The organism is Acidobacteriota bacterium, from assembly GCA_038040445.1.
Lineage (GTDB): Bacteria > Acidobacteriota > Blastocatellia > UBA7656 > UBA7656 > Onstottus_A > Onstottus_A frigus.
The window spans coordinates 251,219-272,819 of the sequence record JBBPIG010000008.1 but is presented as its reverse complement, the minus strand read 5'-3'; the positions used below and the strand labels follow the sequence as shown (position 1 = coordinate 272,819).

Here is a 21,601-nt window from a genome sequence, read left to right as displayed (position 1 = left end):
TTTTTTGTTTTCCGTGATCTTATTTTGTTTTGTGTTCCGGGGGGGCTTTGGGTTTTTTTTTTTGTTTTAAATTTTTTAGGGGGTGTTTTGGGTTTGGGGTTTGGGGCCTGGTTGCGACCCCGACCCCTACCCCCCAACCCCCGACCTGATTATGATTGAACGCTACACGCTCCCCGAGATGGGCGCGATTTGGACAGACGAAAACAGATTTCAGAAGTGGCTCGACGTCGAGATCGCTGTCTGCGAAGTCCACGCCGACATGGGCACGATTCCGCGCGACGCCGTCGATAAGATAAAACGCACGGCGAGCTTCTCTGTCGAGCGCATCAATGAGATCGAGCGCGCCACCCGCCACGACGTGATCGCATTCACCACTGCGCTCGCTGAAAGCATCGGCCCCGAATCGCGCTGGGTTCACTACGGCCTCACGTCGTCCGACGTAGTCGATACAGCAAACGCCTTGTTGATGCGCGACGCGGCGACGCTGTTGTTGGAAGACCTGGACCGGCTGGGCATCGTGCTGAAGCGTCGCGCGATCGAGCACAAGCACACTACGATGATGGGGCGCACCCACGGCGTTCACGCCGAGCCCACGACGTTCGGTCTGGTGCTTGCGGTTTATTACGCCGAGAACGAACGGAACAAAGAGCGGCTGCGACACGCGCGTGAAGCGATCAGCTACGGCAAGCTTTCGGGCGCGGTCGGGACGTTCGCTCATCTGGATCCCGAAGTCGAAGAGAGAGTATGCGCGAAACTCGCGTTGAAGCACGCGCCAATCTCGACTCAGATAATTCAGCGCGACCGTTACGCTGAATTCGTCGCGACTCTCGCGATCATCGCGTCGTCGATGGAAAAGACCGCGCTCGAGGTGCGTCACCTCCAGCGCACCGAAGTCCGCGAAGTGGAAGAGCCGTTCGCGGCCGGGCAAAAGGGCTCATCGGCGATGCCGCACAAGCGCAACCCGGTCACCTCCGAACAGATATGTGGGCTCGCGCGAGTTGTTCGAGCAAACTCGCAGGCGGCATTCGAGAACATCGCGCTGTGGCATGAGCGTGATATCTCGCACTCGTCGGTCGAGCGAGTGATCCTGCCAGATTCGTGCATCCTTACCGACTACTTGATCAACAAGACCGAGTGGTTGATCGACGGCCTGGCGGTTTATCCGCGCCGCATGCGCGCTAACCTGGAATCGCTTGGGGGCGTGACTGCAAGCGGACAGTTGTTGCTGGAGTTGACACGCAAGGGAGTGTCACGCGAAGACGCTTATGCGATCATCCAGCCGCTTGCAATGAGGGTTTGGGATGAGGGCGCGAATTTCCACGATCTGGTAATGAACGATAATCGCGTAACGGACAAGCTCTCGCGCGAAGAACTTGACGCGCTGTTCGATCTAAGCAAACAGCTCCGCAACGTTGATAAGATATTCGCGCGAGTGTTTGAAGAATGACAGAGGTCAGAAGTCAGAGATCAGAGGTCAGACCCTCTGACTTCTGACCTTTGACTTCTGACTTCTGACCTCTGATTATGAAAGCCAAGATCTACGTCACACTCAAACCTTCCGTGCTTGACCCTCAGGGCAAGGCGATTCATCACGCGGTTGAGACGATCGGTTACCGCGGGATTCAAGACGTCCGCCAAGGCAAGTATTTCGTCGTCACTATCGACGACTCGTTCTCCCCCGAAGAAGCCCGCGCCGAAATCGAGCGCATGGCCAGGGATGTTCTCGCCAACCCGATCATCGAAGACTATCTGGTCGAGCTAGATTCCGATTCTTGATCGTGAGATAATTCCGCTTACGAACCCCCGGCGCGGCAATCCCAAAACCGCTAGCCCCTGAATCGGAGGAGTAAATGAAATTCGGCGTAGTGATGTTCCCGGGTTCAAACTGCGACCATGACACCTACCACGTAATCAGTAAAGTAATCGGCCAGCCCGTTGATTTCATCTGGCATCGACAGAACTCGGTCGCCGACTGCGATGCAGTAATACTGCCGGGCGGCTTCTCTTACGGAGATTATCTCAGGACCGGAGCCATCGCGCGCTTCAGTCCGGTGATGGGCGCGGTCAAAGAGTTCGCCTCGCGCGGCGGGCTGGTGATGGGAATCTGCAATGGGTTTCAGATCCTGTGCGAGGCCGGCTTGTTGCCGGGTGCGTTGCTGAGAAACAAGAACCTCAAGTTCATCTGCGAGCACGTCAACATTCGCGTCGAAGCGACCGACACGCCGTTCACGAATCGCTGCCAGCGCGGGCAAGTGCTCTCGGTCCCGATCGCGCACGGCGATGGAAATTATTTCTGCGACGCCGATACCCTCGCCGAGCTGCACCGCGAAAACCGGATCATCTTCCGCTATTCGGATGCGAATGGGAATCTGGCGGCTGATGCAAATCCGAACGGCTCGCTCGATAACATTGCCGGGATATGCAATCGCGAGCGGAATGTGTTGGGGATGATGCCTCACCCCGAGCGCGCAAGCGAGCAGCTATTGGGAAGCAGCGACGGGCGGATTATTTTTTACTCGCTTGCGGACACGCTGGCCGAGCTTGCGAAGGCGTCTTAAGTCCTATGTGGACTGCGCCGCCCTCAACCAACTTTTTTCTCCTGCGGCACGCTATTTGGACTGCGCCGCCCTCGACCAGGCTATTCCTCTAACTAGTTATCGGCGGCGCTTTGGATTTGCTGGCAACGCAGATGGCGGAATACAAAGCGCCGCTGGTTTGTAGTCGAAGCACGTCGCCGCTAGAGGGCGGGCGCAGTCCAAATGAGCAGCCGCCCTCAACCAACTTTTCTCTCCGTCAGCACGCTATCTGGACTGCGCCGCCCTCGACCCGGGCTATTCCTCTCGGCGGCGCTTTGGATTGCTGGCAACGCAGACGGCGGAATACAAAGCGCCGCCGATTTGTAGTCGAAGGACGTCGTCGCTAGAGGGCGGCGCAGTCCAAATAAGGAGCCGCCCTCCCTGACCCAACTCTCCATCGGCGCGTTGCCTGGCGTGCGCCGCCCTCCGTTCAGCCTCCTGCAGTTCACCGGCGGCGCTTTCGCTGAGCCCGTCACGACCCGACCCGTCACCAGGTAGTCCCTCGACCAAGCAAAGTTGAAGTAGATCTGCGCGTTGAACAAGCGCTGAGTTCCCGTGCCGCTTGATAGAGGCTGACCCAGTCGGGTAGCATATCGGTCAACCATTTCCATCCGTTCTACAAACACGTACCACCTTATGAGCGAACCTGTTATCACTCCCGAACTCATTCAAAGCCACGGACTCACCGAAGAAGAGTACAACCGAATAGTAGAACTCCTGGGTCGCGAGCCCAGCTATACCGAGCTTGGCGTCTTCTCGGTTATGTGGTCAGAGCACTGCTCGTACAAATCATCGAAGGTCCATCTCCGGCGGCTACCGACGAAGGGCGAATGCGTGCTCCAGGGCCCGGGCGAAAACGCCGGCGTTGTCGATATCGGCGGAGGGCTGGCGGCCGCGTTCAAGATCGAATCGCACAATCATCCTTCGTTCATCGAGCCTTATCAGGGAGCGGCAACAGGCGTCGGCGGGATACTTCGCGATGTGTTCACTATGGGCGCGCGGCCGCTTGCGGCAATGAACTCATTGCACTTTGGCCCGCTCGCCGCGGGCGAAGATGCTTCGGCTGAAGAGCGCTCGGTGATTGCGCGCAACCGAGCGATTATGGCTGGAGTCGTAAAAGGCGTGGGGGACTACGGCAACGCGTTCGGCGTCCCGACTATCGGCGGCGAGGTCGGATTTGCCGAGTGCTATTCGCGCAATCCACTGGTGAACGCGTTCACGCTCGGGATCATGCGCAAGGACCACATTTTCTATGGCCGCGCGGAGGGGGTTGGCAATCCGGTCATCTACGTCGGGGCCAAAACCGGGCGTGACGGCATACATGGCGCGACGATGGCTTCCGAAGAGTTCGGCGAAGAAGCTCAATCGAAGCGGCCGACGGTTCAAGTCGGCGATCCGTTCCTTGAGAAACTGTTACTCGAAGCCTGTCTTGAAGCGATGCGCGCGGGCGCGATCGTCGGCATTCAAGATATGGGCGCGGCAGGTTTGACCAGCTCATCGTGTGAGATGGGCTCGCGCGCCGGCAACGGCGTCGAAATCGACATCGAACATGTGCCGCAGCGCGAGACGGGGATGACGCCCTACGAGATCATGCTTTCGGAGTCGCAGGAGCGCATGCTGATCGTCGCCGCAGCCGGCCGCGAGCGCGAAGTCGTCGACATTTTCAAGAAATGGGAGCTTGACGCGGTGGTCATCGGTCACGTTACCGATGATGGCCACTTAAGAGTGAAGCACAGCGGGCGGACAGTTGCGGATATTCCCAACTCAGCGCTGACCGACGAGGCGCCCGTCTATCACCGGCCGATGAAGAGACCCGACGCAGCCGCTCCAATTGAAGTCACCCAGGTCGAATCGTCTACAGCAGAATTGGGCTCGACCTTCATGCGCATCATCGCGCAGCCGCCAATCGCGGCGAAGGAATGGGTCTATCGACAATACGATCACATGGTGCGAACGAACACGGTGGTGCTGCCGGGCTCGGATGCGGCGGTGATACGGATTAAGGAGAAGCGGCGGGGGCTCGCAATGACTTTGGACTCGAACGCGCGCTACTGTCAGGTTGATCCGCGAGCAGGTGCGAGGCTGGTCGTCGCGGAGGCGTGCAGAAATCTTGTCGCCAGCGGCGCGCGCCCGCTAGCGCTGACGAACTGTTTGAACTTCGGCTCGCCCGAGCGGCCCGAAGTAATGTGGCAATTCAGCGAAGTGATCGATGGGATGGCCGAAGCTTGCGAAATGTTCGGCACGCCGGTGACGGGCGGCAACGTCAGCTTCTACAACGAGACGGATGGCCGCGGAATTTATCCGACGCCGGTGATCGGGATGGTCGGCGTGGTTGAAGACTCGCGTCACATCACCACTCAATGGTTCAAGCAAGAAGGCCGCGCGGTTATCCTGCTTGGTGAGACCGCGAACGATCTGGGAGCGAGCTGCTACGCGGCGGCGATGCTTGGACGTCTCGAGGGCAGCTTGCCTCAGCTCGACCTGGAACTCGAGCAGCGGGTCCATGAAGCTTGTTTGAAGATCATTCGGGCTGGGCTTGTCGAGTCGGCTCACGATTGTTCGGATGGAGGGCTTGCGGTAACGATTGCCGAGAGCTGCTTCTCAACCTATGGTCGAGACGCGGTTGGCTGTGAAGTGGACCTCGAAGGCGAGCTGTCGGCGGCCGCATTGTTGTTTGCCGAGACGCCTTCGCGCATCGTGTTGTCGGCTGCGCAAAGCAACGTCGATCAGATCGTGAGGCTGGCTCGGGAGCACGACGTCGCGGCCGCGGTGATCGGGCGCACCGGAGGCGAGCGATTGGTGATAGATGTAAACGGCGAGCGCGCAGTCGATCGACGCGTAGCAGAAGTTGAATCCGCCTGGCGCACGGTGCTCCCGCGGATGCTCGAGATCCAGTCGCTCGTCGCCCCCGAAAAGAGATGAAGCGAGTCGGTTGTATGGGCTACCCTTTGTCGCCGCTCCCCCATCAAGCTCTCTGGTCTCAATGAGGGCCAGCCCCAAAGGACAGCCGGTAGTGTTAACTCCGTGAGCAAGGTCCCAACCAAGCTGCAAATCTCCGCGGGCGGTGTCGCGTTCCGCAAGCAAGGCGGAAAACTCGAAGTCGCGCTCATCTCAGTCGGCCGAGACAACCGCTGGCAGTTGCCGAAGGGGGTTGTCGATAAGAACGAATCAACCGAAGACGCCGCCGTTCGCGAAGTCCGCGAAGAAGCAGGTGCCGATACCGAAGTCGTCGACCGCATCGATAAGGTCGAGTACTGGTATTTCGCGAAAGAGAAAGGCGGGCGGGTCCGCTATCACAAGTTTGTCTATTTCTACCTGCTTCGCTACAAGTCGGGCGATGTCAGCGGCCACGACGACGAAGTAAACGAAGCGCGCTGGGTCGAGATCAGCGATGCGATCAAGCTGCTTGCGTTTGATAGTGAGAAGCGAATTGTAGAGAAGGCGAAGGAACTGATCCGCTAGATGTTCGGCTCCCAGACATCGGCTAGCTCGAGTGTGAAGCCGGGCAGCTCTGGGTCGGCCGACACCTCATTCACATTCTTCAACTCTTCGATCGGTACTCCTGGACGATAGACATACACGCGTCTAGCGTCGGGGTGAATCAAGAATCCCAGGCGCGCGCCATTCTCGATATACTCGGCCATCTTCGCTTTCGTGGCCGCGAGTGAATCCGATGGAGAAAGCAACTCAATCACGAAGTCGGGACACAGCGGAATGAACTTGCGCTTCTCTTCCGGGGTCAGTTGAGCCAGACGCTCGTGCGACACCCACGCAGCATCCGGAGAACGATCCGCTCCATTTGGGAGCTTGAAACCGGCCGAGGATTCAAAGGCAGTCCCGGTCCCGTCTCGCTTCGTCCAATTATAGAGCTGAACTGATATTCCGAGATTGCGGTTACTCGTTTCTCCCCCGGCAGGCGGCATAACTACGATGTCCCCTTCCGCAGTACGCTCCAGCCGGAGATCGCTGTTGAGCTGACACAATTCGAAGAACTGCTGGTCGGTCAACTCAACGGCAGGACTCAAATGCAGAGTGAGCCCTGTTTCGCGCGGTTGGAGTTCTGCTACGACGCCACTCATTATGAACCTCCCAGGATGTTGGCATTCTAGCACGCCTATGGTCTCCCGCGAATCCCACCAAAGCCAATATGCGTTCAGGTCCTGCGTTCATCGGCGAGAAGCACTAACAGGTTCGCGCAAAGATCGCTAAGGTCCGCAAAGCTCGCAGGAGCGAACTGCCGGCAAGCGCCTTCGCGTGTTCAATGTCAACGTCTCTCTGTTAGAATCTCGGCCACTGAGGATGAAGAAAGCGACATGAGCAAAGCTACTCCAATGGGAACACGACGATACGCCCAGCGGATGAATTCGACGGTCGCTAAAGGTCACTTCCACGAACGGGATGGCTTGCTCGTTTCTTCGATAGGGCTCGGCACGTATCTCGGTCACTGGGACGAGCACACGGATCGAAGCTATCAAGAGGCTATCAAGCGCGCGATCGGTCTGGGCTGCAACGTCATCGACTCGGCCATCAACTATCGCTTCCAGCGCAGCGAGCGGGCGATAGGCGCCGCGCTCAAAGACCAGTTCGAAGCAGGCAAAGCCTCGCGCGACGAGATCGTTGTAGCGACAAAGGGCGGGTTCTTTCCTTTCGAAGACGAACCGCCGCGCGACCCTCGAGCCTGGGTCCTCGAGAATGTCGTCAACAAGGGTCTTGCGCAAGCGGAGGAAATCGTTGGCGGCAGCCACTGCATGACGCCGCGCTATCTTGAAGACCAACTCGCTCGCAGTCTTGAAAACCTCGGCCTCGAGACGATCGACATCTATTACATTCACAATCCGGAGTCCCAGCTCGAAGCGGTCTCGCGCGATGAGTTCAACAAGCGAGTGCGTGCCGCTTTTGAAGTCCTCGAGCGCGCGGCCGTGGACGGACGCATCGGCTCGTATGGCACGGCTACATGGAATGGGTATCGACAGCAGCAGGGGTCGGGCGGGTACCTGTCGCTCGCAGAGATGGTGGCGATCGCCCGCGAGGCGGGAGGCGAAGAGCATCACTTCAGAGCTATTCAGTTGCCTTACAACCTCGCAATGCCCGAAGCGCTAACAAACGCGAATCAGCTTGTTGAGGGCGAGCAACTTTCACTCTTGATGGCCGCCGCTCGGCTTGGCGTCACGGTTATGTGCAGCGCGTCGATGTTGCAGGCGAAGCTGAGTCAACACCTTCCGCCGTTCGTCGGTGAAGCATTGAAAGGGTTGAGCACCGACGCTCAGCGGGCGATTCAGTTCGTGCGCTCGACTCCCGGCGTCACAACCGCGCTCGTTGGGATGGCTCAGCGCTCGCACGTCGACGAGAATATGGCGGTTGGCGCGGTTCCAATCGCATCCGTTGAAGAATTCTTCAGCATGTTTTCGAGCGACGAAACTTGAGCGCGCGACAGGGCCGCCGTTCGTAAACGATTGATGTTGCGTGAAGACTGCGATAAGTTGTACCCGCTCTCAACCCGTTCATACTCGTCCGGCCTACTTAGTCTTTTGCACTTTCTCGATTCGGCGCTGCGTAATGTACAATTAGACAGTAATAGTGCAATGCAACGAGCGGATGCGCGCAAGACACCGCCTGGTAGAGTTTCTTGATGAAGAGCGATGCCCATACAACGACTTCGGATGTTCCGAATCCGGACAAGATAATCTGGATAATGCCGCTGCCAGGTGCAGCCTCGCGACTCGCTTCCGCATTGGCCGAGACCGCTCGTGAGCTCGGCGCGGGACCTCTGTCGTATCTCCGCGTCGCTTTTCTGCCAGATCGCATTGAAGATTGGTTCCCGATCAAGTTCGCTAAACTCGTCGGGGCATCGCTGGCTCACCCGGTGGAAACAATCAAGGGGGCTCTTGCGACCGATCAAATAGAAGTCAACCGCAGACGCCGCTTCCTGCCGATACTTGCGACCCTGGCTGTCGTTTACCTCGCGCTAGGCCTATATGTATCCTACCTGGCATTTTTTTCGCAGTTCGCGCATTTGCGAGTGGTCAACAAGGCTTACAAAAAGTTTGACCCGGACACGCTAATTGCGAAGCTATATTACCCTCCGCAGATGTTGCGGGGGCCGCCTAGCGGACCGGCGATGACGCTGGAAGAAGTTCGCGCGCGTGCAGAAAAGCATAAGAAAGAGTTGGCGCTGGCGCGGGAGAAGGCCGAGAAGGAAAAGAAGGAGAAAGAAGAAGCCGAGCGCAAGGCCGCTGAAGAAGCAGCAAAGGTTGCGGCTCAGAACAAGCCAGCCACGGAGACTAAGCTCGGAGAGATCAACATAGCTCCTATCAAAGACACGGTCGGCAACTTGTACAAGCTGTTCGACGCCGGCGGGCTTGATATTCCGGAGGTGAGGTTCTCGATGATGGCCGGGTTCAAGGTCATGCCCGACGGATCGTTTGAAAACATCCGAATCATCAAATCGTCTGGTTCGAAGGTCATAGACCGGAACGCGCTCGAGATACTCTCGAACATAGGCGAATCGCACGCGCTCGGGCAAGTCTCTGAACTTTCTTCGACGACGATTAGTCTCGACATTACCGACGACATCGCGCGGATTAGAATTATGGCCTTCGCTCCGACGCCGGAAATCGCCAAGGCAAAGTCCGACCTGCTGAACGTGCTCTTTTGGGCCCTGCGAATGAAGGAAAAGAGCCCGGATCTGGGCCAGTTGCTAAAGCTGATAAAGGTAAAGAACGAGGGCAAGCGCGTTGATACGGATTTGATTGTTCCTCGCGCAAAAGCGGCCGAGATGTTCCGCGCCTGGTCCGCGCAGTCCGGCACCCCGCCACAATGACGTAGCGCAGACTTTAGTCTGTGTCCGGTCACTTGGTACAAAAGCAACTACCAGCTACAGACTAAAGTCTGTGCTACCCAATCATTACTGTTGCCCCGACATTCGGCTAACCTTATACTATCGAAGCTCACCGCCGCGCGCGTACTTTTCTAACCGGCGGTTTTGCGGCTTCGGCGAATGCCCCTTCTCCTCCGATTCCGACGACCATTCGGCTCCTGATGATCGACTCAGCCTGTCTGCCGTCAAACCTTCCGAAAACTGTCCCCGATTTTCGGTTCATGGTAGACCGCCTTCCGAGGCAAAGAGAATGTCACCGAGCATCGACCAGTTGTTGACAATCGCGTGCAGCAAGGGCGCGTCTGATCTGCACATCAAGGCCGGGAGCTTTCCGTTCATCCGCATCAACGGCGATCTTCAGCCGATGGTGGAGGCGCAACGCCTGGCGGGCGAAGACTCGCTCAACATGGCGTTTTCGATAATGAACAACCGCCAGAAGCAGCGGTTCAACGAGAATTCTGAGATTGATATCGCGTACGGTGTATCCGGGCTGGGCCGGTTCCGCTGCAACATATTCCAGCAGCGCGGCACCGTCGGAATGGTGCTGCGAGTCATTCCAACAACCGTGCGAACGACCGAAGAGCTGCGCCTGCCGCCGGTGATCGAGAAGATCGCCGACGAAAACCGCGGTCTCGTGCTGGTCACCGGCTCGACTGGATCGGGAAAGTCGACGACGCTCGCCGCGATGATCGACTACATGAATCGCGTTCGCACCGGGCACATCGTAACAATCGAAGACCCAATCGAGTTTCTGCACCGCGACAAGAAGTCTTACGTGAACCAGCGCGAGGTCGATGTCGATACACGAAGCTTCTCAGAAGCGCTGCGCGGGGCGTTGAGACAGGATCCCGACGTCATACTTGTCGGCGAAATGCGCGACTACGAGACGATCGAGACTGCGGTCACCGCAGCCGAGACCGGCCATCTGGTCCTATCCACGCTGCACACGCTCGACGCAACCGAGACACTCAACCGCATCGTATCCGTCTTTCCACCGCATCAGCAGCGAGCGATTCGCTTGCAGCTTGCAAGCGTGCTGAAAGCGGTGATCTCGATGAGGCTTGTGCGCGCGGCTGACGCGATACAGGGGCGAGTGCCGGCAGTCGAGGTCATGATAGTGACTCCGTACATACGCGATTGCATCATTCACCCGGAGAAAACCGCGACGATACGCGAAGCAATAGCGCAGGGCACTTCGCAGTACGGGATGCAGACCTTCGACCAGTCGTTGTTTGATCTGTACTCTCGCGGATTGATAACATTCGAAGAGGCGTTGAACGGCGCTACCAATGCCGATGAATTCCGACTAAGAGTTTCCGGCGTCAGATCGGTATCGGACCAGGCTCGCGAAGACATGGAGCGATCACGAAAACGCACCGGGTCGCTGGATGCAACCAAGCCCGAGACCAAGCAATTCGTCAATTGGCTTTTGGAAGGCACAGAGCAAGTAACAAGGTAACCGGAACACGCGGCCGGAAGCTCGAAGAGCGCCCGGCGCGCGGTCGGCTCGGAACAGACGAATATGAACCCGGACGACACAGCGCCGAGCCGCCGGCTGATAAAGTGATGGGGGCGGCGCTCAAGATACTCGCGACTCGTGCCTGCAGCGAAGGCGAGTTGCGCGACAAGCTGATCGCGAGGCGAGGGTCAGACACGGATCAGGTTGAGAAATGCATTGAGAGGCTAAAGGAACTGGGCTACGTCAACGACGATTTGTTCGCGCATAGCTACGCGAGCTATCGCGTTCGCTTGAAGCCGCTGGGCCGGGCCAGGCTAGCGCGCGAGCTGGCCGTCAAAAAAGTCTCCCGCAACAGGATTGACGACGCCCTGGATCTGGTTTTTGGCGAGGTCGCGGAAGAAACCCTGATAGACCGAGCAATCGGGCGACGCATACGAACGCACGGCCGCCCGGCAGACCGCGCCGCTGCCAAACGAATGTTCGATCACCTTGCGCGGCTCGGATTTGAGTACGATTTGATTTCGCGAAAGCTCCGGGCGCTCAAGACGGAGCCAGACGGAGATGACCCGAGCGATTAGAGACTTCTGGATTGAGGCAACCAGTAAGCCCAGTAAGAGCTGATACGAACTCCGGAAACTGAAACGGGAGGGCGATGAGGTACGGTAAGGACAGACGCGAAGCACAGCGAATAAGCTACGTTTGCGAAGTCGAATGTGAAGGTGCTGGCCTCAATCGCCTGGCCACGCGAATCAACGACCTCAGCGTTTCCGGTGCCTTTGTTGACTCGTTGACGTGCTATGCGCCGGGCACCATATTAAGGCTCAGATTCTACGTGCTGGATACATTGATCGAGACCACGGCCGAAGTGCGCTACAGCATGCCACAGATGGGTATGGGCGTGCGATTCCTGGATCTACAGCGAGGCCACGTGGCTGCCCTCGAAAGGCTGATCGACGGCAAACCGCCGCTTTCGGCGGAAACGCCTTCCGGAACCGGCGAGGTGAGCGGGCGCCGACCGAACGGCTCGAACACGCCTGACGACGTCCTGCTGGGGAATTTCGCGGTCGTCAGCATGTTCGACCTCATACAGATAATCGAGAACAATCGGCTTGGCGGCGCGCTCGCGCTGATGTCTACCGCGGCAACCGGTGAGATTCACTTCAATGACGGCCAGATCGTCGGAGCGCATTCGGGCTTGAGCTCGGGTACCGAAGCGCTCAAGAACTTTTTGGACGTCAGCGAAGGCTCGTTCGAATTCAAGAGAACTTCCACTCGTTATCCCAGCACGATCCACGCTCCGAGCAACATGTCGTTGATGCTCGACCTGTTGCGCGTAAAGGACGAAGAAACCGCCGCCCAGAGATAAGAGGCTAAGGGCAAAGAGCATAGGGCAAAGAGCGCAGAGCCTTTGCCCTTTGCCCTTTGCCCTTTGCCCTTTGCCCTTTGCTCTTCGCTCTTTGCGCTTCTCCCCTCTCCCGCCTGCGTTTGCTATAATTCAACTTTCAAGTTCGAACCATAAAGACAACCGTTATGACTGGACACGAGATCAGACAGAAGTTCCTCGACTACTTTGCTGGCCGCGGCCATCGCATCGTCAGAAGCTCGCCGCTGTTGCCCTCGAACGATCCGTCGCTGCTGTTTACCAACGCGGGGATGAATCAGTTCAAGGACGTCTTCCTAGGCCTCGAGACTCGCGACTATAAGCGCGCGGCTTCGTCGCAGAAGTGCGTGCGGGCGGGAGGCAAACACAACGACCTCGATGAAGTCGGCCGCACGGCCAGGCATCACACTTTCTTTGAGATGCTCGGCAATTTTTCGTTCGGCGATTATTTCAAGAAGGAAGCAATCTACTTCGCGTGGGACCTGCTGGTGAACGAACTCGGACTTGAGCCCAAGCGTTTGTGGTTCTCAGTCTTTGGAGGAGACGACGAGGTCCCTCCCGACGAAGAAGCCGAGCGGTATTGGCAGCAGGTAGGCGCGCGGCCCGAGCGAATTCTCCGGTTCGGCCGCAAAGACAACTTCTGGCAGATGGGCGAGACCGGTCCGTGCGGGCCGTGCTCCGAGATTCATTACTATATGGGCGAGCGGCCTGATGATCCTGAACACAATCGTGTCGAATATGTGAACGGACAGGGCGACACGACGATGGAAATCTGGAACCTGGTCTTCATGCAGTTCAATCGGTCGCAGCTTCCCGATGGCTCGTACAAGCTCGACGCGCTTCCCGCGCCTTCTGTGGACACGGGCGCGGGACTCGAGCGGCTCGCGGCCGTGCTCCAGGGAGTAAAGTCAAACTACGATACCGATCTTGTGCAGCCGATCATCGACTTCATCGCGAAGCTTGCCGACACGTCATACGAGTACGATTCGCCTGCTGGTATGTCAATGCGAGTGATCGCCGACCACGCTCGCGCGACTGCGTTCTCGCTTGCGGATGGCATCGCGCCTGGCAACGTCGGGCGCAACTATGTGCTGAGAAAAATAATGCGCCGCGCAATCTATCACGGCGAAAAAGAACTTGGTCTAAAGCCGCCGTTCTTTCACAAGGTCACCGACTTCGTAGTCGATTTGATGGGCGAGCCATTTCCCGAGCTGATCGCGTCGCGACATCTAATCGAACAGACCGTTCGCGGCGAGGAACAACGCTTCAGCCGGATACTAACCGTTGGCGAGCCGAGGCTTGCTGAGTTGTTTGAGCGCCACGCTCCTGCAGCTCCGCCGATGGCTGAGCTTGCTCGCACATACGACACGTATGGCGTGCCGCGCGACCTGATTCGCGTGGTGTTAGGCCAGCACGGCACCGAGATCGCTGAAGACGAGTTCAACAAGCAGTTCGACGCTGCGCTTCGCGAGCTTCAACAGCAGACCGCGCCTTCGATGGCCGAGACTGGCCGGCGCGCGCGTGAGATCTATGCGAAGGTTGCGGAAGGACTGCCGCGTACCGAGTTCACAGGTTATCGCGAGACTGAGACCAACGCCGCGCGCGTGCTCGGAATCATCGCAGGTGACGAACAACGGGAGTCGCTGTCGACGAACGAAAGCGGCGAGGTGATTTTGGATCGTACGCCGTTCTACTCCGAGGCAGGCGGGCAGATCGGCGACAAGGGCGTGTTCGAAGGCGAGAACGTGCTCGCGGAAGTCGAAGACACTTACTCGGTTCTACCCGGCTATCACCTTCACAAGACAAGAGTCGAGCAGGGCGAGCTTCGCGTGGGCGACGCGATAAACGCGCGTGTCGATGCCGAGCGCCGCCGGCAAATCAAAGCCAATCATACCGGCACTCATCTACTGCACGCCGCTCTTCGTGAAGTGCTCGGGCCACACGTGAAGCAAGCGGGCTCGCTCGTTGCACCGGACCGGTTGCGATTTGATTTCACCCACTACGCTCCGCTTGGCGAAGACGAAATCGCTGAGATCGAGCGGCTGGTCAACAACGAGATTCTCCATAATCGCGCCGTGCAGACTGAGACAAGGCCGCTTGAAGAAGCTCTGAAGTCAGGCGCGATGGCATTGTTCGGAGAGAAGTACGCTTCGGATGTACGTGTTGTCAGCGTGCCGGGCTTTTCAACGGAGCTATGCGGCGGCACGCACGTTCACGCGACAGGAGACATCGGACCGCTCAAGATCATCAGCGATTCTTCGATCGCGGCAGGCGTCCGGCGAATCGAAGCGCTGACGGCTGACGCCGCGATCGCGCGCTTCCAGGCTGACGAGCAAGTGATCGAACAACTGGCGGAGCGATTCAAAGTCCCGTTGCTTGATATTCCGGCTCAAGTCGACAAGCTTCAAGATCAGGTGCGCCGCTACGAACGCGAGATAGAACAGTTGAAGCTGAAGATGGCTCAAGCGGAATCCGCTTCGGCCGCAGACAGCGCGCGCGAGATCGCGGGGGTTCGAGTCGTTGCGCGACGCGTAACCAACCTTGACGCGAACGGGATGCGCCAGCTCGCGGATTCGCTCTCACAGAAGCTCAAGTCAGGTGTAGTCGTGCTCGGTCAGGCGAACGATGGCAAGGCGTCGCTTGTGACTCGTGTGACTGATGATTTGACCGGCCGGCTGAAGGCCGGAGACATCGTGCGCGAGATCGCCGGGATAGTCGGAGGGAAAGGCGGCGGCCGCGCTGATATGGCAACCGGCGGCGGCAACAAGCCCGAGAAGCTGGATGAGGCTCTGGAGGCTAGTTACGAGACGGTCGAGCGAATGCTCGCGAAGTAGCAAGACTGTCCGTAACGAGCCTGATGGCCGGCGTGGATTGGCAAGCCTGCTGACCAGTCGGCGATTCAGAAACACCTATAAGCGACCGCGGCTCACAACACCGAGGCTGTGAGCCGCGTTCATTTGTCATTGAAAGTCGTCCAACTAATCCATCAGAACGTGAGCTTCAGCGCGAGTTGAAGCTGACGCGGATCGCCCACTCCGAACCTCAAGAAGCCGTCGAAGTTAGTCAGTGGCGGAGTAGCAAGCGGGTTTATGTTGTTCTTGTTGTTAAACGTGTTGAACATCTCGATGATTGGCATCAGCGCCATCCGCTCGCCAAACTTGAACGGCCGCTGCAACCGCCAGTCGAACGAGAAGAACTCGTTGTCCTTACGCGCGCTGTTTCGGCCGCGGTCTACAAAGTTCAGGACCCGAGGACTTGGAGTGATCGGCTGAGCTGAACGCGCCTGGATTCGAGCGCTGGCTTGCAACCCCCAACCAAGCTCGGCGTAGGTGTAGAAGTTAAACTTGTGGCGGATGTCGCGGTCCGAGAGGGAATAGTCCTTTGAGAGGTCGGTCTGGTCAAAGGTGCGGTCGGTGAACGGGTCGCGCTCGCTCGAATCGTCGTCCAGGTCTTTAGACAAAACGTAGTTTCCTTCCATCTGAAAGCCCTTGCTGAACCGCTTCCTTATGCCGACCGTGAAACCCCGGTAAAGTGATTTACCATTGCTAAAGGTCACGAAGACGTTGACCAGTTGCGGCCCAAAGGGAGCCGGGCCAAGGTGGGAGGAATCTTCGCCGCCGATCGCGCCCAAAACGCGCACAATAACTTTCAAGACCCCATCGCTTTCATCAAACGCGGTGGCGTCAAAGGCATTCAGCTTCGCACGCTGCCGCCGGGCCTTTGGCCGATTCACCCCTATCTGTTTCGTGTATCGGTGACTAAGACGACGGTCATCCCGCAGGGCAAGGTCGGCATCGTCACCTCGGCCGACGGCAACCAACTCGACCCGGGCCGTTTGCTTGCTAAGGCGATCGACAATCACAAAAACTTTCAAGACGCTGAGCTTTTCATTGCGTCGGGCGGACAGAAAGGCCCGCAGGTCGACATCCTTACGCCGGGAACCTATCGCATACTGACCGACTCGACGCCCCTTGAAGGAGGCGGCGAAAGAAAGCCGGGATTGTTCTTCGTGCGGCTCAACGACGCCACAGTCATTCAGGAGAATCAGATTGGGCTCGTTGAGGCGTTGGACGGCGCTACGCTTGACCCGCGCGATTACGTCGCCACTCAGGTCGAGGGCCATGACAACTTTCAAGACGGCAACGAATTCATCGGCCACGGCGGGCAGCGCGGGCCGCAGAAAGACATACTGCTTCCGGGCACCTACTACATCAACGCGATGCTGTTCAAAGTGATTCCCGAATCCGCGAAGGAGATCAAGCCGGGCGAAGTCGCCGTGATCGTTTCAAATGTCGGCAAAGACCCTTCGGAAGAAGTGCGCCGCGCAATGGCTGCAAAGATTCGCGAGCGCTTGGAGCGAGAAGAACAAGAGCAAGTAGCTCTTGTCGCGGCGCGGCTCAACGACCAGGAGACTTTGGCCGAGATCAAACAAGACCTCGCGCTCAACGATCCTGCGGACCGGCGGCTGGATCAAGGCGCACACGAAGCCTACGTAGTGCCTGCCGGTTTTCGCGGCATCCAGGAAACCGTAGTCGGGCCAGGGCGTTACTACGTCAACACGCTCGCTGTGACGCCGATAGTCATACCAACGACGAATCAGACCGTTGAATGGACTTCGGGCGAAGTCGCAAACACGTTCAATCCGTTCGAGGTGATTTCGAAAGACGGATTCACGATGCAGCTCGAAGTGCGCGTCGTGTTTCGCATCAAACCGGAAGACGCGCCCTTCATGGTCGCAAAGATCGGCTCGGTCGACCGGTTGATACAGAACGTCATGCACCCGCTGATCGACTCGATCTTCCGTAACCAGGCTTCTGAGTCGTCGGCGATGGCTTATCTGCAAAACCGTCACGAAGAGCAAGAGCGCGCCGAAGCTCGCGTGCGAGCGCACCTCTTGAAGTATCACGTTGACGTGGTGAACGTTTTGATTTGTCACATTCATCTGCCCGAAGATTTGATGAAGACCCAGACCGAAAAGATCCTCGCCGAGCAGAAGCAGCACATGTTCAACGCGCAGCGTGAAGCTGAAGAGCGTCGCATTCAATTGGAGAGGACCAGAGCGCAAGCCGACAATCAGGTTAAATTGATGGAAGCAACTGTCGGCGTTGAGATCGCTGGCAAGCGCTCGGAGCAACGCAAAGCGGAAGGCGAAGGCGAAGCGAGCTACATTCTGGCTACGGGCAAAGCTGAAGCAGAGAAGGTCCGCTTGATGGGTGAAGCTCAGGGGGTGGCTTACGCCGAGCAGGTAAACGCCATCGGTCCGCAAGGGGTGGCCCTGGTCGAGATATTAAAGGTGATCGGCGAAAAAGGAGTGCGCATAACGCCCGACGTGATGGCTACGGGCGGGACTGGCGATGGCGCGGGAGGCATCGGCACTCTACTGTTGCTGAATCTGTTTCGAGAGCGACTCGATCTCGGAGCTAAACCCACCAACGGCGGCCAAGTGCTTTCAAAGCAGAAGTAAGCGTCGTGCTTCGATTCGGTGGCCCGCTCGCGAGAGCGGGCCGCGTCCCTTCTCGCCCTGAAGTTTTCCTCCTCCGCCCGCAAGCGGTACATCGAGAAGAGCCACTCCGGCAACTAGCTGAGATTCTAGCATTTCTGTTGCAACTATTGCGGGACTGCCGGAAGGCACCTATAATCAAGCGTCCCCACATTACTCGAACCGGACGGCTCAGATGAAGGCTCTGACGACTCCCAAGTTGAACGAGCCCCGGCTGGGCGTCTCGCTAGTCTAATCTAGAGGTAGTGAATTTGAGAAAACTCTTAGCAATTAGCGCGTGCCTTATCCTATTCTCCCTAATTCTTATTCCCCGAACGAATGTCTATTCGCAACGGCGTGAAGACCGTCGACAGCTTTATGTCGACGACCAGATCCTGGTCAAACTCAAAGCCCAGGCCGAGCCGGCTCCCGATGCCGACCAGATGGCCGAGGAGATAGTTCGGGCGCCCGGCGTAAGGGCCGAGACTTTGACCATTCGAAGACGCGCCGACATCCAGTTGATCCATCTCAACAAAAGTGTGTCTGTAGAAGAAGCGGTTCGCCGTGCAAAGGAAGACCCGCGAGTCGAGTACGCTGAGCCCGACTACCTCGTCTACGCTACGGACACAGTTCCCAACGATCCTTACTTTACCCAGATGTGGGGGTTATCCAGCTTCGGTGACCCTGGCCAGCAAACTCCGAACATAGATGCGACACAGGCATGGGACATGACCACGGGCAGCGACAACGTAGTGGCTGCGGTGCTGGACGCGGGCGTTGACCTTCAGCACGAAGACCTTGCGGCAAACGCGTGGGTGAATCCGCTGGAGATTTCGGGCAACGGCGTGGACGATGACGGCAACGGTTTCGCCGACGATATCAATGGGTGGAACTTTCGGGATAAAAATAACCAGACCTTCAAATCGAGCAGCGAGGATTTTCACGGTACTCACGTCGCGGGAACTATAGGAGCGGTCGGCAACAATGGCAAAGGGGTGACCGGAGTCGCCTGGCACGTCAAGCTTATGTCGCTGAAGTTCCTGGGTATTCAATCGGACGGCAGGATCGGTGGCTCGACCTCGGGCGCCGTTCGAGGAATTAACTATGCGATCGATATTAGGAACCGCGGTGTTAACGTAAGGGTGATCAACGCGAGCTTCGGGGGCGGCGACCCCTCGCAGTCGCTTCGGGACGCGATCGCTGCAGCGAACGCTGCCGGCATCCTGTTCGTGTGCGCCGCAGGAAACGAGAGTAACAACATTGAGGAAAAACCCACCTATCCCGCGGCTTATTCCGCAGACCTATCGGGAGCCATGTCGGTTGCCGCCGTAGATCAGGGCGGGGGTCTGGCTTACTTCTCAAACACAGGCCACAGCTCGGTGAGCGTTGCTGCACCGGGCGTTGCGATCGTCAGCACGCTGCCACGCAGCCCGTTCGCGCCCAACGGCGCCTACGATAGGCTACAGGGCACGTCGATGTCGTCGCCTTATGTTGCCGGGATAGCTGTGTTGCTGTGGTCGCAAGATCCGTCACTCACGCCGAAGCAGGTGAAGCAGCGGATCATCGCTACGTCTGAGCCGCTGCCCTCGCTCGTGTCCAAGGTTGCGGGCTCAGGACGAGCGAGCGCCTACTCCGCGCTGACAGGCAGGATCGCGCCTGTGCAGGCACCGGTCGTGCTTGGAGTGCAGTTTGCCAAGAAAGTGGTGACAATCAACGGCTTCGGGTTTGTAGACGGTTCGGCAGTGATCGAGGTCGATGACACGCCGCTTCCGACGGTCAGCTACGATCATTCGTTCGCATTGGCAAACGGCTCGTTGACTCAGTTAACCGCCGACCTGGGCAAGAAGCCTTTGAAGAGAACGTTCCCGGCTGGGGTTCAAGTCGGCATCGCTGTCCTCAATCCGTCGACCGGTCAACGATCGCCGAAGTTCTACACGACGAGATTCTGAGAGTAGCGCAGACTTTATTAGTCTGTGTACGCCGATCATTCTGAATACATCTCTCAAGGGCGCCCTTTCGCGGGCGCCCTTCGTTTGTGACGCTCCAACGAGGGTCGTAGGATCAGTCTTACGCGTTCGGCAGATCCGGGCCGCAAGGATTACAGACTGAAGTCTGAGCTACTCCAACTGCCGCAGCGCTTCATAAAGCACGATCCCTACGGACGTCGCCAGGTTGAGTGAGCGCACGCGCCGGTTGGACATCGGAATCCTAAGCGCGCGATCCCAGTTTGCGCGCAGCAACTCTTCAGGTAGACCTCGGGTCTCGTTCCCAAAAACCAGACAATCGCCGAGCGCGTACTGAACCCCGGTGTAGACGCGATCGGCCTTCGTGGTGAAATACAGAAACCGGCTACCAGGCAGCGCCTCGTAAAGCGCCTCGACGTTCAACTGATAGTGAATCTCGACCTCGCCCCAATAGTCGAGGCCGGCGCGCCGCACGGCCTTGTCGTCGGTGCGAAACCCGAGCTTGCCAACAAGGTGCAAGGGCGTAAAGGTAGCCGCGCATAACCGCGCGATGTTTCCGGTGTTAGGCGGGATCTCGGGCTCGATCAACGCAACGTGTAGCCGCGCCGAATCGGGGTTCAAACGCGCGGATAAGTTCTCAGAAACGCCGGTCATCTCGAGCTTTTGTTCCGCCACAGCGAGCCTCCACTAATGCGTTTCAGAGCTAAGCTGAGAATCTGCTTGTGGTCAAAGGCGAGCTTCGGCGGCCGAAGCGCTGAATGCCACGCGGCGTCGGCCGCATCATCAGCAGCGCTGGCGTGGAGGCGGTCATCAAGCACTGCGGAGAAGACTACGCTCACGGTGTGCCCTCGAGGATCGCGTCCCGGGCCTCCGAACGCGCCAATCTGCTCGAGATGAATGCCCGTAAGTCCAGTCTCTTCGAGTAGCTCGCGAGCGGCCGCCTCTTCCAACGCCTCGTCCTTGTCGACGAAGCCGCCGGGGAAAGCCCAGCGGCCCTTGAAAGGTTCGCGAGCCCGCTTGATCAACAGTACGTTTGTTGTGTTTCCGGAGCGATGAAAGAGCACGATGTCGACGGTGAGCGCGGGGCGAGGGTGCTCGTAGCAGTGAGTCTTCGCCGGCTTGGATTTGGAACTTGCCACGCGCTCTCCCCGGAGTTAGCTTCTGTCGATCCGTTCCAGCTCTCGCTCGAAGACTTGAAAATCGTTCGTAGTGAATAAAACAAATATCACCCGCTCGACTTTAGATTGCGGATGCTGACTGGCGTAGACCTTTGCCGCCTTGATCATCACCTGCGCGCATTCATCCACCGGGAACCCGCCCACGCCGGTGGCAAGCGCAGGAAACGCGATTGACTTGCACCCCAAGTTGTCGGCAATCGAGAGACTGTTGATCGCGGCGTTGCGGATGATGGCCTCACTCGAAAGCGAGCCGGCGCGCTTGGGCACGGCGCGGTCTTCTTCGCGGTAACCCATCGCTGCGGCGTGTATGACGAATTTGTTTGGAAGGCTGCCGGCCGTGGTTGCGACCGCTTCGCCTAAACGAATAGGGCCTTGAGCGACGGCTTCGCGCTCGATCTGCGGGCCGCCGCGAGCGCTGATCGCTCCCGCAACGCCAGAGCCAAGCCATAGCTCGGTGTTGGCTGCGTTGACGATCGCGTCGATGTCGGGCTGGCTGGTGATGTCGCCTTTTCGAACCTCAATAATCATAACGTGAACCAAGTATTTGATTCTTTGACCGGCGACTCGATCACGTCAAGGCGAGATTGGGCAGGAGGGAGCCTCGCGGCTGGCGGGCGCACCCCAAAACAAAGGGCGGACCCTCCTACGGGTCCGCCTTGCGTCGGGGGCTTGATCAAGGGCTGGGGT

Annotated in this window: 19 protein-coding genes; 13 read left to right on the top strand and 6 right to left on the bottom strand. The window is 58.2% G+C overall.

The features are described from left to right. Window positions 1-151 precede the first annotated feature (151 nt). The 5 genes from purB (at window position 152) to AABO57_11605 (ending at window position 6,038) form a co-directional block, all read left to right on the top strand. On the top strand, window positions 152-1,447 hold the full coding sequence (gene purB / locus AABO57_11625; GenBank protein MEK6286382.1) for an adenylosuccinate lyase: 1,296 nt from the start codon (window positions 152-154) through the stop codon (window positions 1,445-1,447). 77 nt (window positions 1,448-1,524) lie between these two features. Further along, the gene (purS, locus tag AABO57_11620; GenBank protein ID MEK6286381.1) at window positions 1,525-1,776 is read left to right on the top strand and encodes a phosphoribosylformylglycinamidine synthase subunit PurS; all 252 of its coding nucleotides are present in this window, start codon (window positions 1,525-1,527) and stop codon (window positions 1,774-1,776) included. 74 nt (window positions 1,777-1,850) lie between these two features. Further along, window positions 1,851-2,558 carry a phosphoribosylformylglycinamidine synthase subunit PurQ gene (gene purQ / locus AABO57_11615; protein ID MEK6286380.1) on the top strand — a complete coding sequence of 236 codons (708 nt, stop codon included), beginning with the start codon at window positions 1,851-1,853 and terminating at the stop codon, window positions 2,556-2,558. Window positions 2,559-3,212: 654 nt separating this feature from the next. Beyond that, window positions 3,213-5,498: a phosphoribosylformylglycinamidine synthase subunit PurL gene (purL, locus tag AABO57_11610; protein MEK6286379.1), complete on the top strand. Its 2,286-nt coding sequence runs from the start codon at window positions 3,213-3,215 to the stop codon at window positions 5,496-5,498. Window positions 5,499-5,600: 102 nt separating this feature from the next. Continuing rightward, a complete protein-coding gene (locus tag AABO57_11605) occupies window positions 5,601-6,038 on the top strand; it encodes an NUDIX hydrolase (GenBank protein MEK6286378.1) in 438 nt (145 codons plus the stop codon). On the opposite strand, the gene AABO57_11600 is transcribed toward AABO57_11605, so the two are convergent. Then, window positions 6,035-6,655 carry a Uma2 family endonuclease gene (locus AABO57_11600; GenBank protein MEK6286377.1) on the bottom strand — a complete coding sequence of 207 codons (621 nt, stop codon included), beginning with the start codon at window positions 6,653-6,655 and terminating at the stop codon, window positions 6,035-6,037. The genes AABO57_11605 and AABO57_11600 overlap by 4 nt on opposite strands. 234 nt (window positions 6,656-6,889) lie before the next feature. On the opposite strand from AABO57_11600, the gene AABO57_11595 reads away from it, so the two are divergent. Both AABO57_11595 and AABO57_11590 read left to right on the top strand, forming a co-directional pair. Continuing rightward, entirely contained in the window at window positions 6,890-7,999 is a 1,110-nt protein-coding gene (locus AABO57_11595) for an aldo/keto reductase (protein ID MEK6286376.1), read from the top strand. A 206-nt stretch (window positions 8,000-8,205) separates the two neighbouring features. Then, window positions 8,206-9,396, top strand: coding sequence for a hypothetical protein (locus tag AABO57_11590; protein ID MEK6286375.1), 1,191 nt, complete (start codon window positions 8,206-8,208; stop codon window positions 9,394-9,396). A 127-nt stretch (window positions 9,397-9,523) separates the two neighbouring features. Here AABO57_11590 and AABO57_11585 read toward each other — a convergent pair whose 3' ends face one another. Further along, window positions 9,524-9,676 (bottom strand): hypothetical protein, encoded by a 153-nt coding sequence (locus tag AABO57_11585; protein ID MEK6286374.1) that lies wholly within the window; start codon window positions 9,674-9,676, stop codon window positions 9,524-9,526. A 27-nt stretch (window positions 9,677-9,703) separates the two neighbouring features. Here AABO57_11585 and AABO57_11580 point away from each other — a divergent pair, with 27 nt between their 5' ends. The 4 genes from AABO57_11580 to alaS all read left to right on the top strand — a co-directional run bounded on the left by AABO57_11580 (window position 9,704) and on the right by alaS (window position 15,127). Then, the gene (locus AABO57_11580) at window positions 9,704-10,912 is read left to right on the top strand and encodes a type IV pilus twitching motility protein PilT (GenBank protein MEK6286373.1); all 1,209 of its coding nucleotides are present in this window, start codon (window positions 9,704-9,706) and stop codon (window positions 10,910-10,912) included. Next, window positions 10,876-11,490 carry a regulatory protein RecX gene (locus AABO57_11575; GenBank protein ID MEK6286372.1) on the top strand — a complete coding sequence of 205 codons (615 nt, stop codon included), beginning with the start codon at window positions 10,876-10,878 and terminating at the stop codon, window positions 11,488-11,490. Before AABO57_11580 ends, AABO57_11575 begins: the two co-directional genes overlap by 37 nt. 74 nt (window positions 11,491-11,564) lie before the next feature. Continuing rightward, a complete protein-coding gene (locus tag AABO57_11570; protein MEK6286371.1) occupies window positions 11,565-12,278 on the top strand; it encodes a DUF4388 domain-containing protein in 714 nt (237 codons plus the stop codon). A 164-nt stretch (window positions 12,279-12,442) separates the two neighbouring features. Continuing rightward, window positions 12,443-15,127 carry an alanine--tRNA ligase gene (alaS, locus tag AABO57_11565; GenBank protein ID MEK6286370.1) on the top strand — a complete coding sequence of 895 codons (2,685 nt, stop codon included), beginning with the start codon at window positions 12,443-12,445 and terminating at the stop codon, window positions 15,125-15,127. A 152-nt stretch (window positions 15,128-15,279) separates the two neighbouring features. Here the strand turns inward: alaS and AABO57_11560 are convergent, their stop codons facing one another. Continuing rightward, window positions 15,280-15,753: a hypothetical protein gene (locus AABO57_11560; GenBank protein ID MEK6286369.1), complete on the bottom strand. Its 474-nt coding sequence runs from the start codon at window positions 15,751-15,753 to the stop codon at window positions 15,280-15,282. 138 nt (window positions 15,754-15,891) lie between these two features. Here AABO57_11560 and AABO57_11555 point away from each other — a divergent pair, with 138 nt between their 5' ends. Both AABO57_11555 and AABO57_11550 read left to right on the top strand, forming a co-directional pair. Further along, a complete protein-coding gene (locus AABO57_11555; GenBank protein MEK6286368.1) occupies window positions 15,892-17,757 on the top strand; it encodes an SPFH domain-containing protein in 1,866 nt (621 codons plus the stop codon). Window positions 17,758-18,044: 287 nt separating this feature from the next. Then, window positions 18,045-19,721 carry a S8 family peptidase gene (locus AABO57_11550; protein ID MEK6286367.1) on the top strand — a complete coding sequence of 559 codons (1,677 nt, stop codon included), beginning with the start codon at window positions 18,045-18,047 and terminating at the stop codon, window positions 19,719-19,721. A gap of 168 nt (window positions 19,722-19,889) precedes the next feature. Here the strand turns inward: AABO57_11550 and AABO57_11545 are convergent, their stop codons facing one another. The 3 genes from AABO57_11545 to AABO57_11535 are packed head-to-tail and all read right to left on the bottom strand — an operon-like array spanning window position 19,890 to window position 21,442. Then, window positions 19,890-20,390 (bottom strand): tRNA (cytidine(34)-2'-O)-methyltransferase, encoded by a 501-nt coding sequence (locus AABO57_11545; GenBank protein ID MEK6286366.1) that lies wholly within the window; start codon window positions 20,388-20,390, stop codon window positions 19,890-19,892. Then, window positions 20,387-20,875, bottom strand: a complete 489-nt coding sequence (locus tag AABO57_11540) for an NUDIX domain-containing protein (protein MEK6286365.1) — start codon at window positions 20,873-20,875, stop codon at window positions 20,387-20,389. The genes AABO57_11545 and AABO57_11540 overlap by 4 nt, the downstream gene beginning before the upstream one ends. 15 nt (window positions 20,876-20,890) lie before the next feature. Further along, entirely contained in the window at window positions 20,891-21,442 is a 552-nt protein-coding gene (locus AABO57_11535; GenBank protein MEK6286364.1) for a macro domain-containing protein, read from the bottom strand. Window positions 21,443-21,601: the final 159 nt, after the last annotated feature.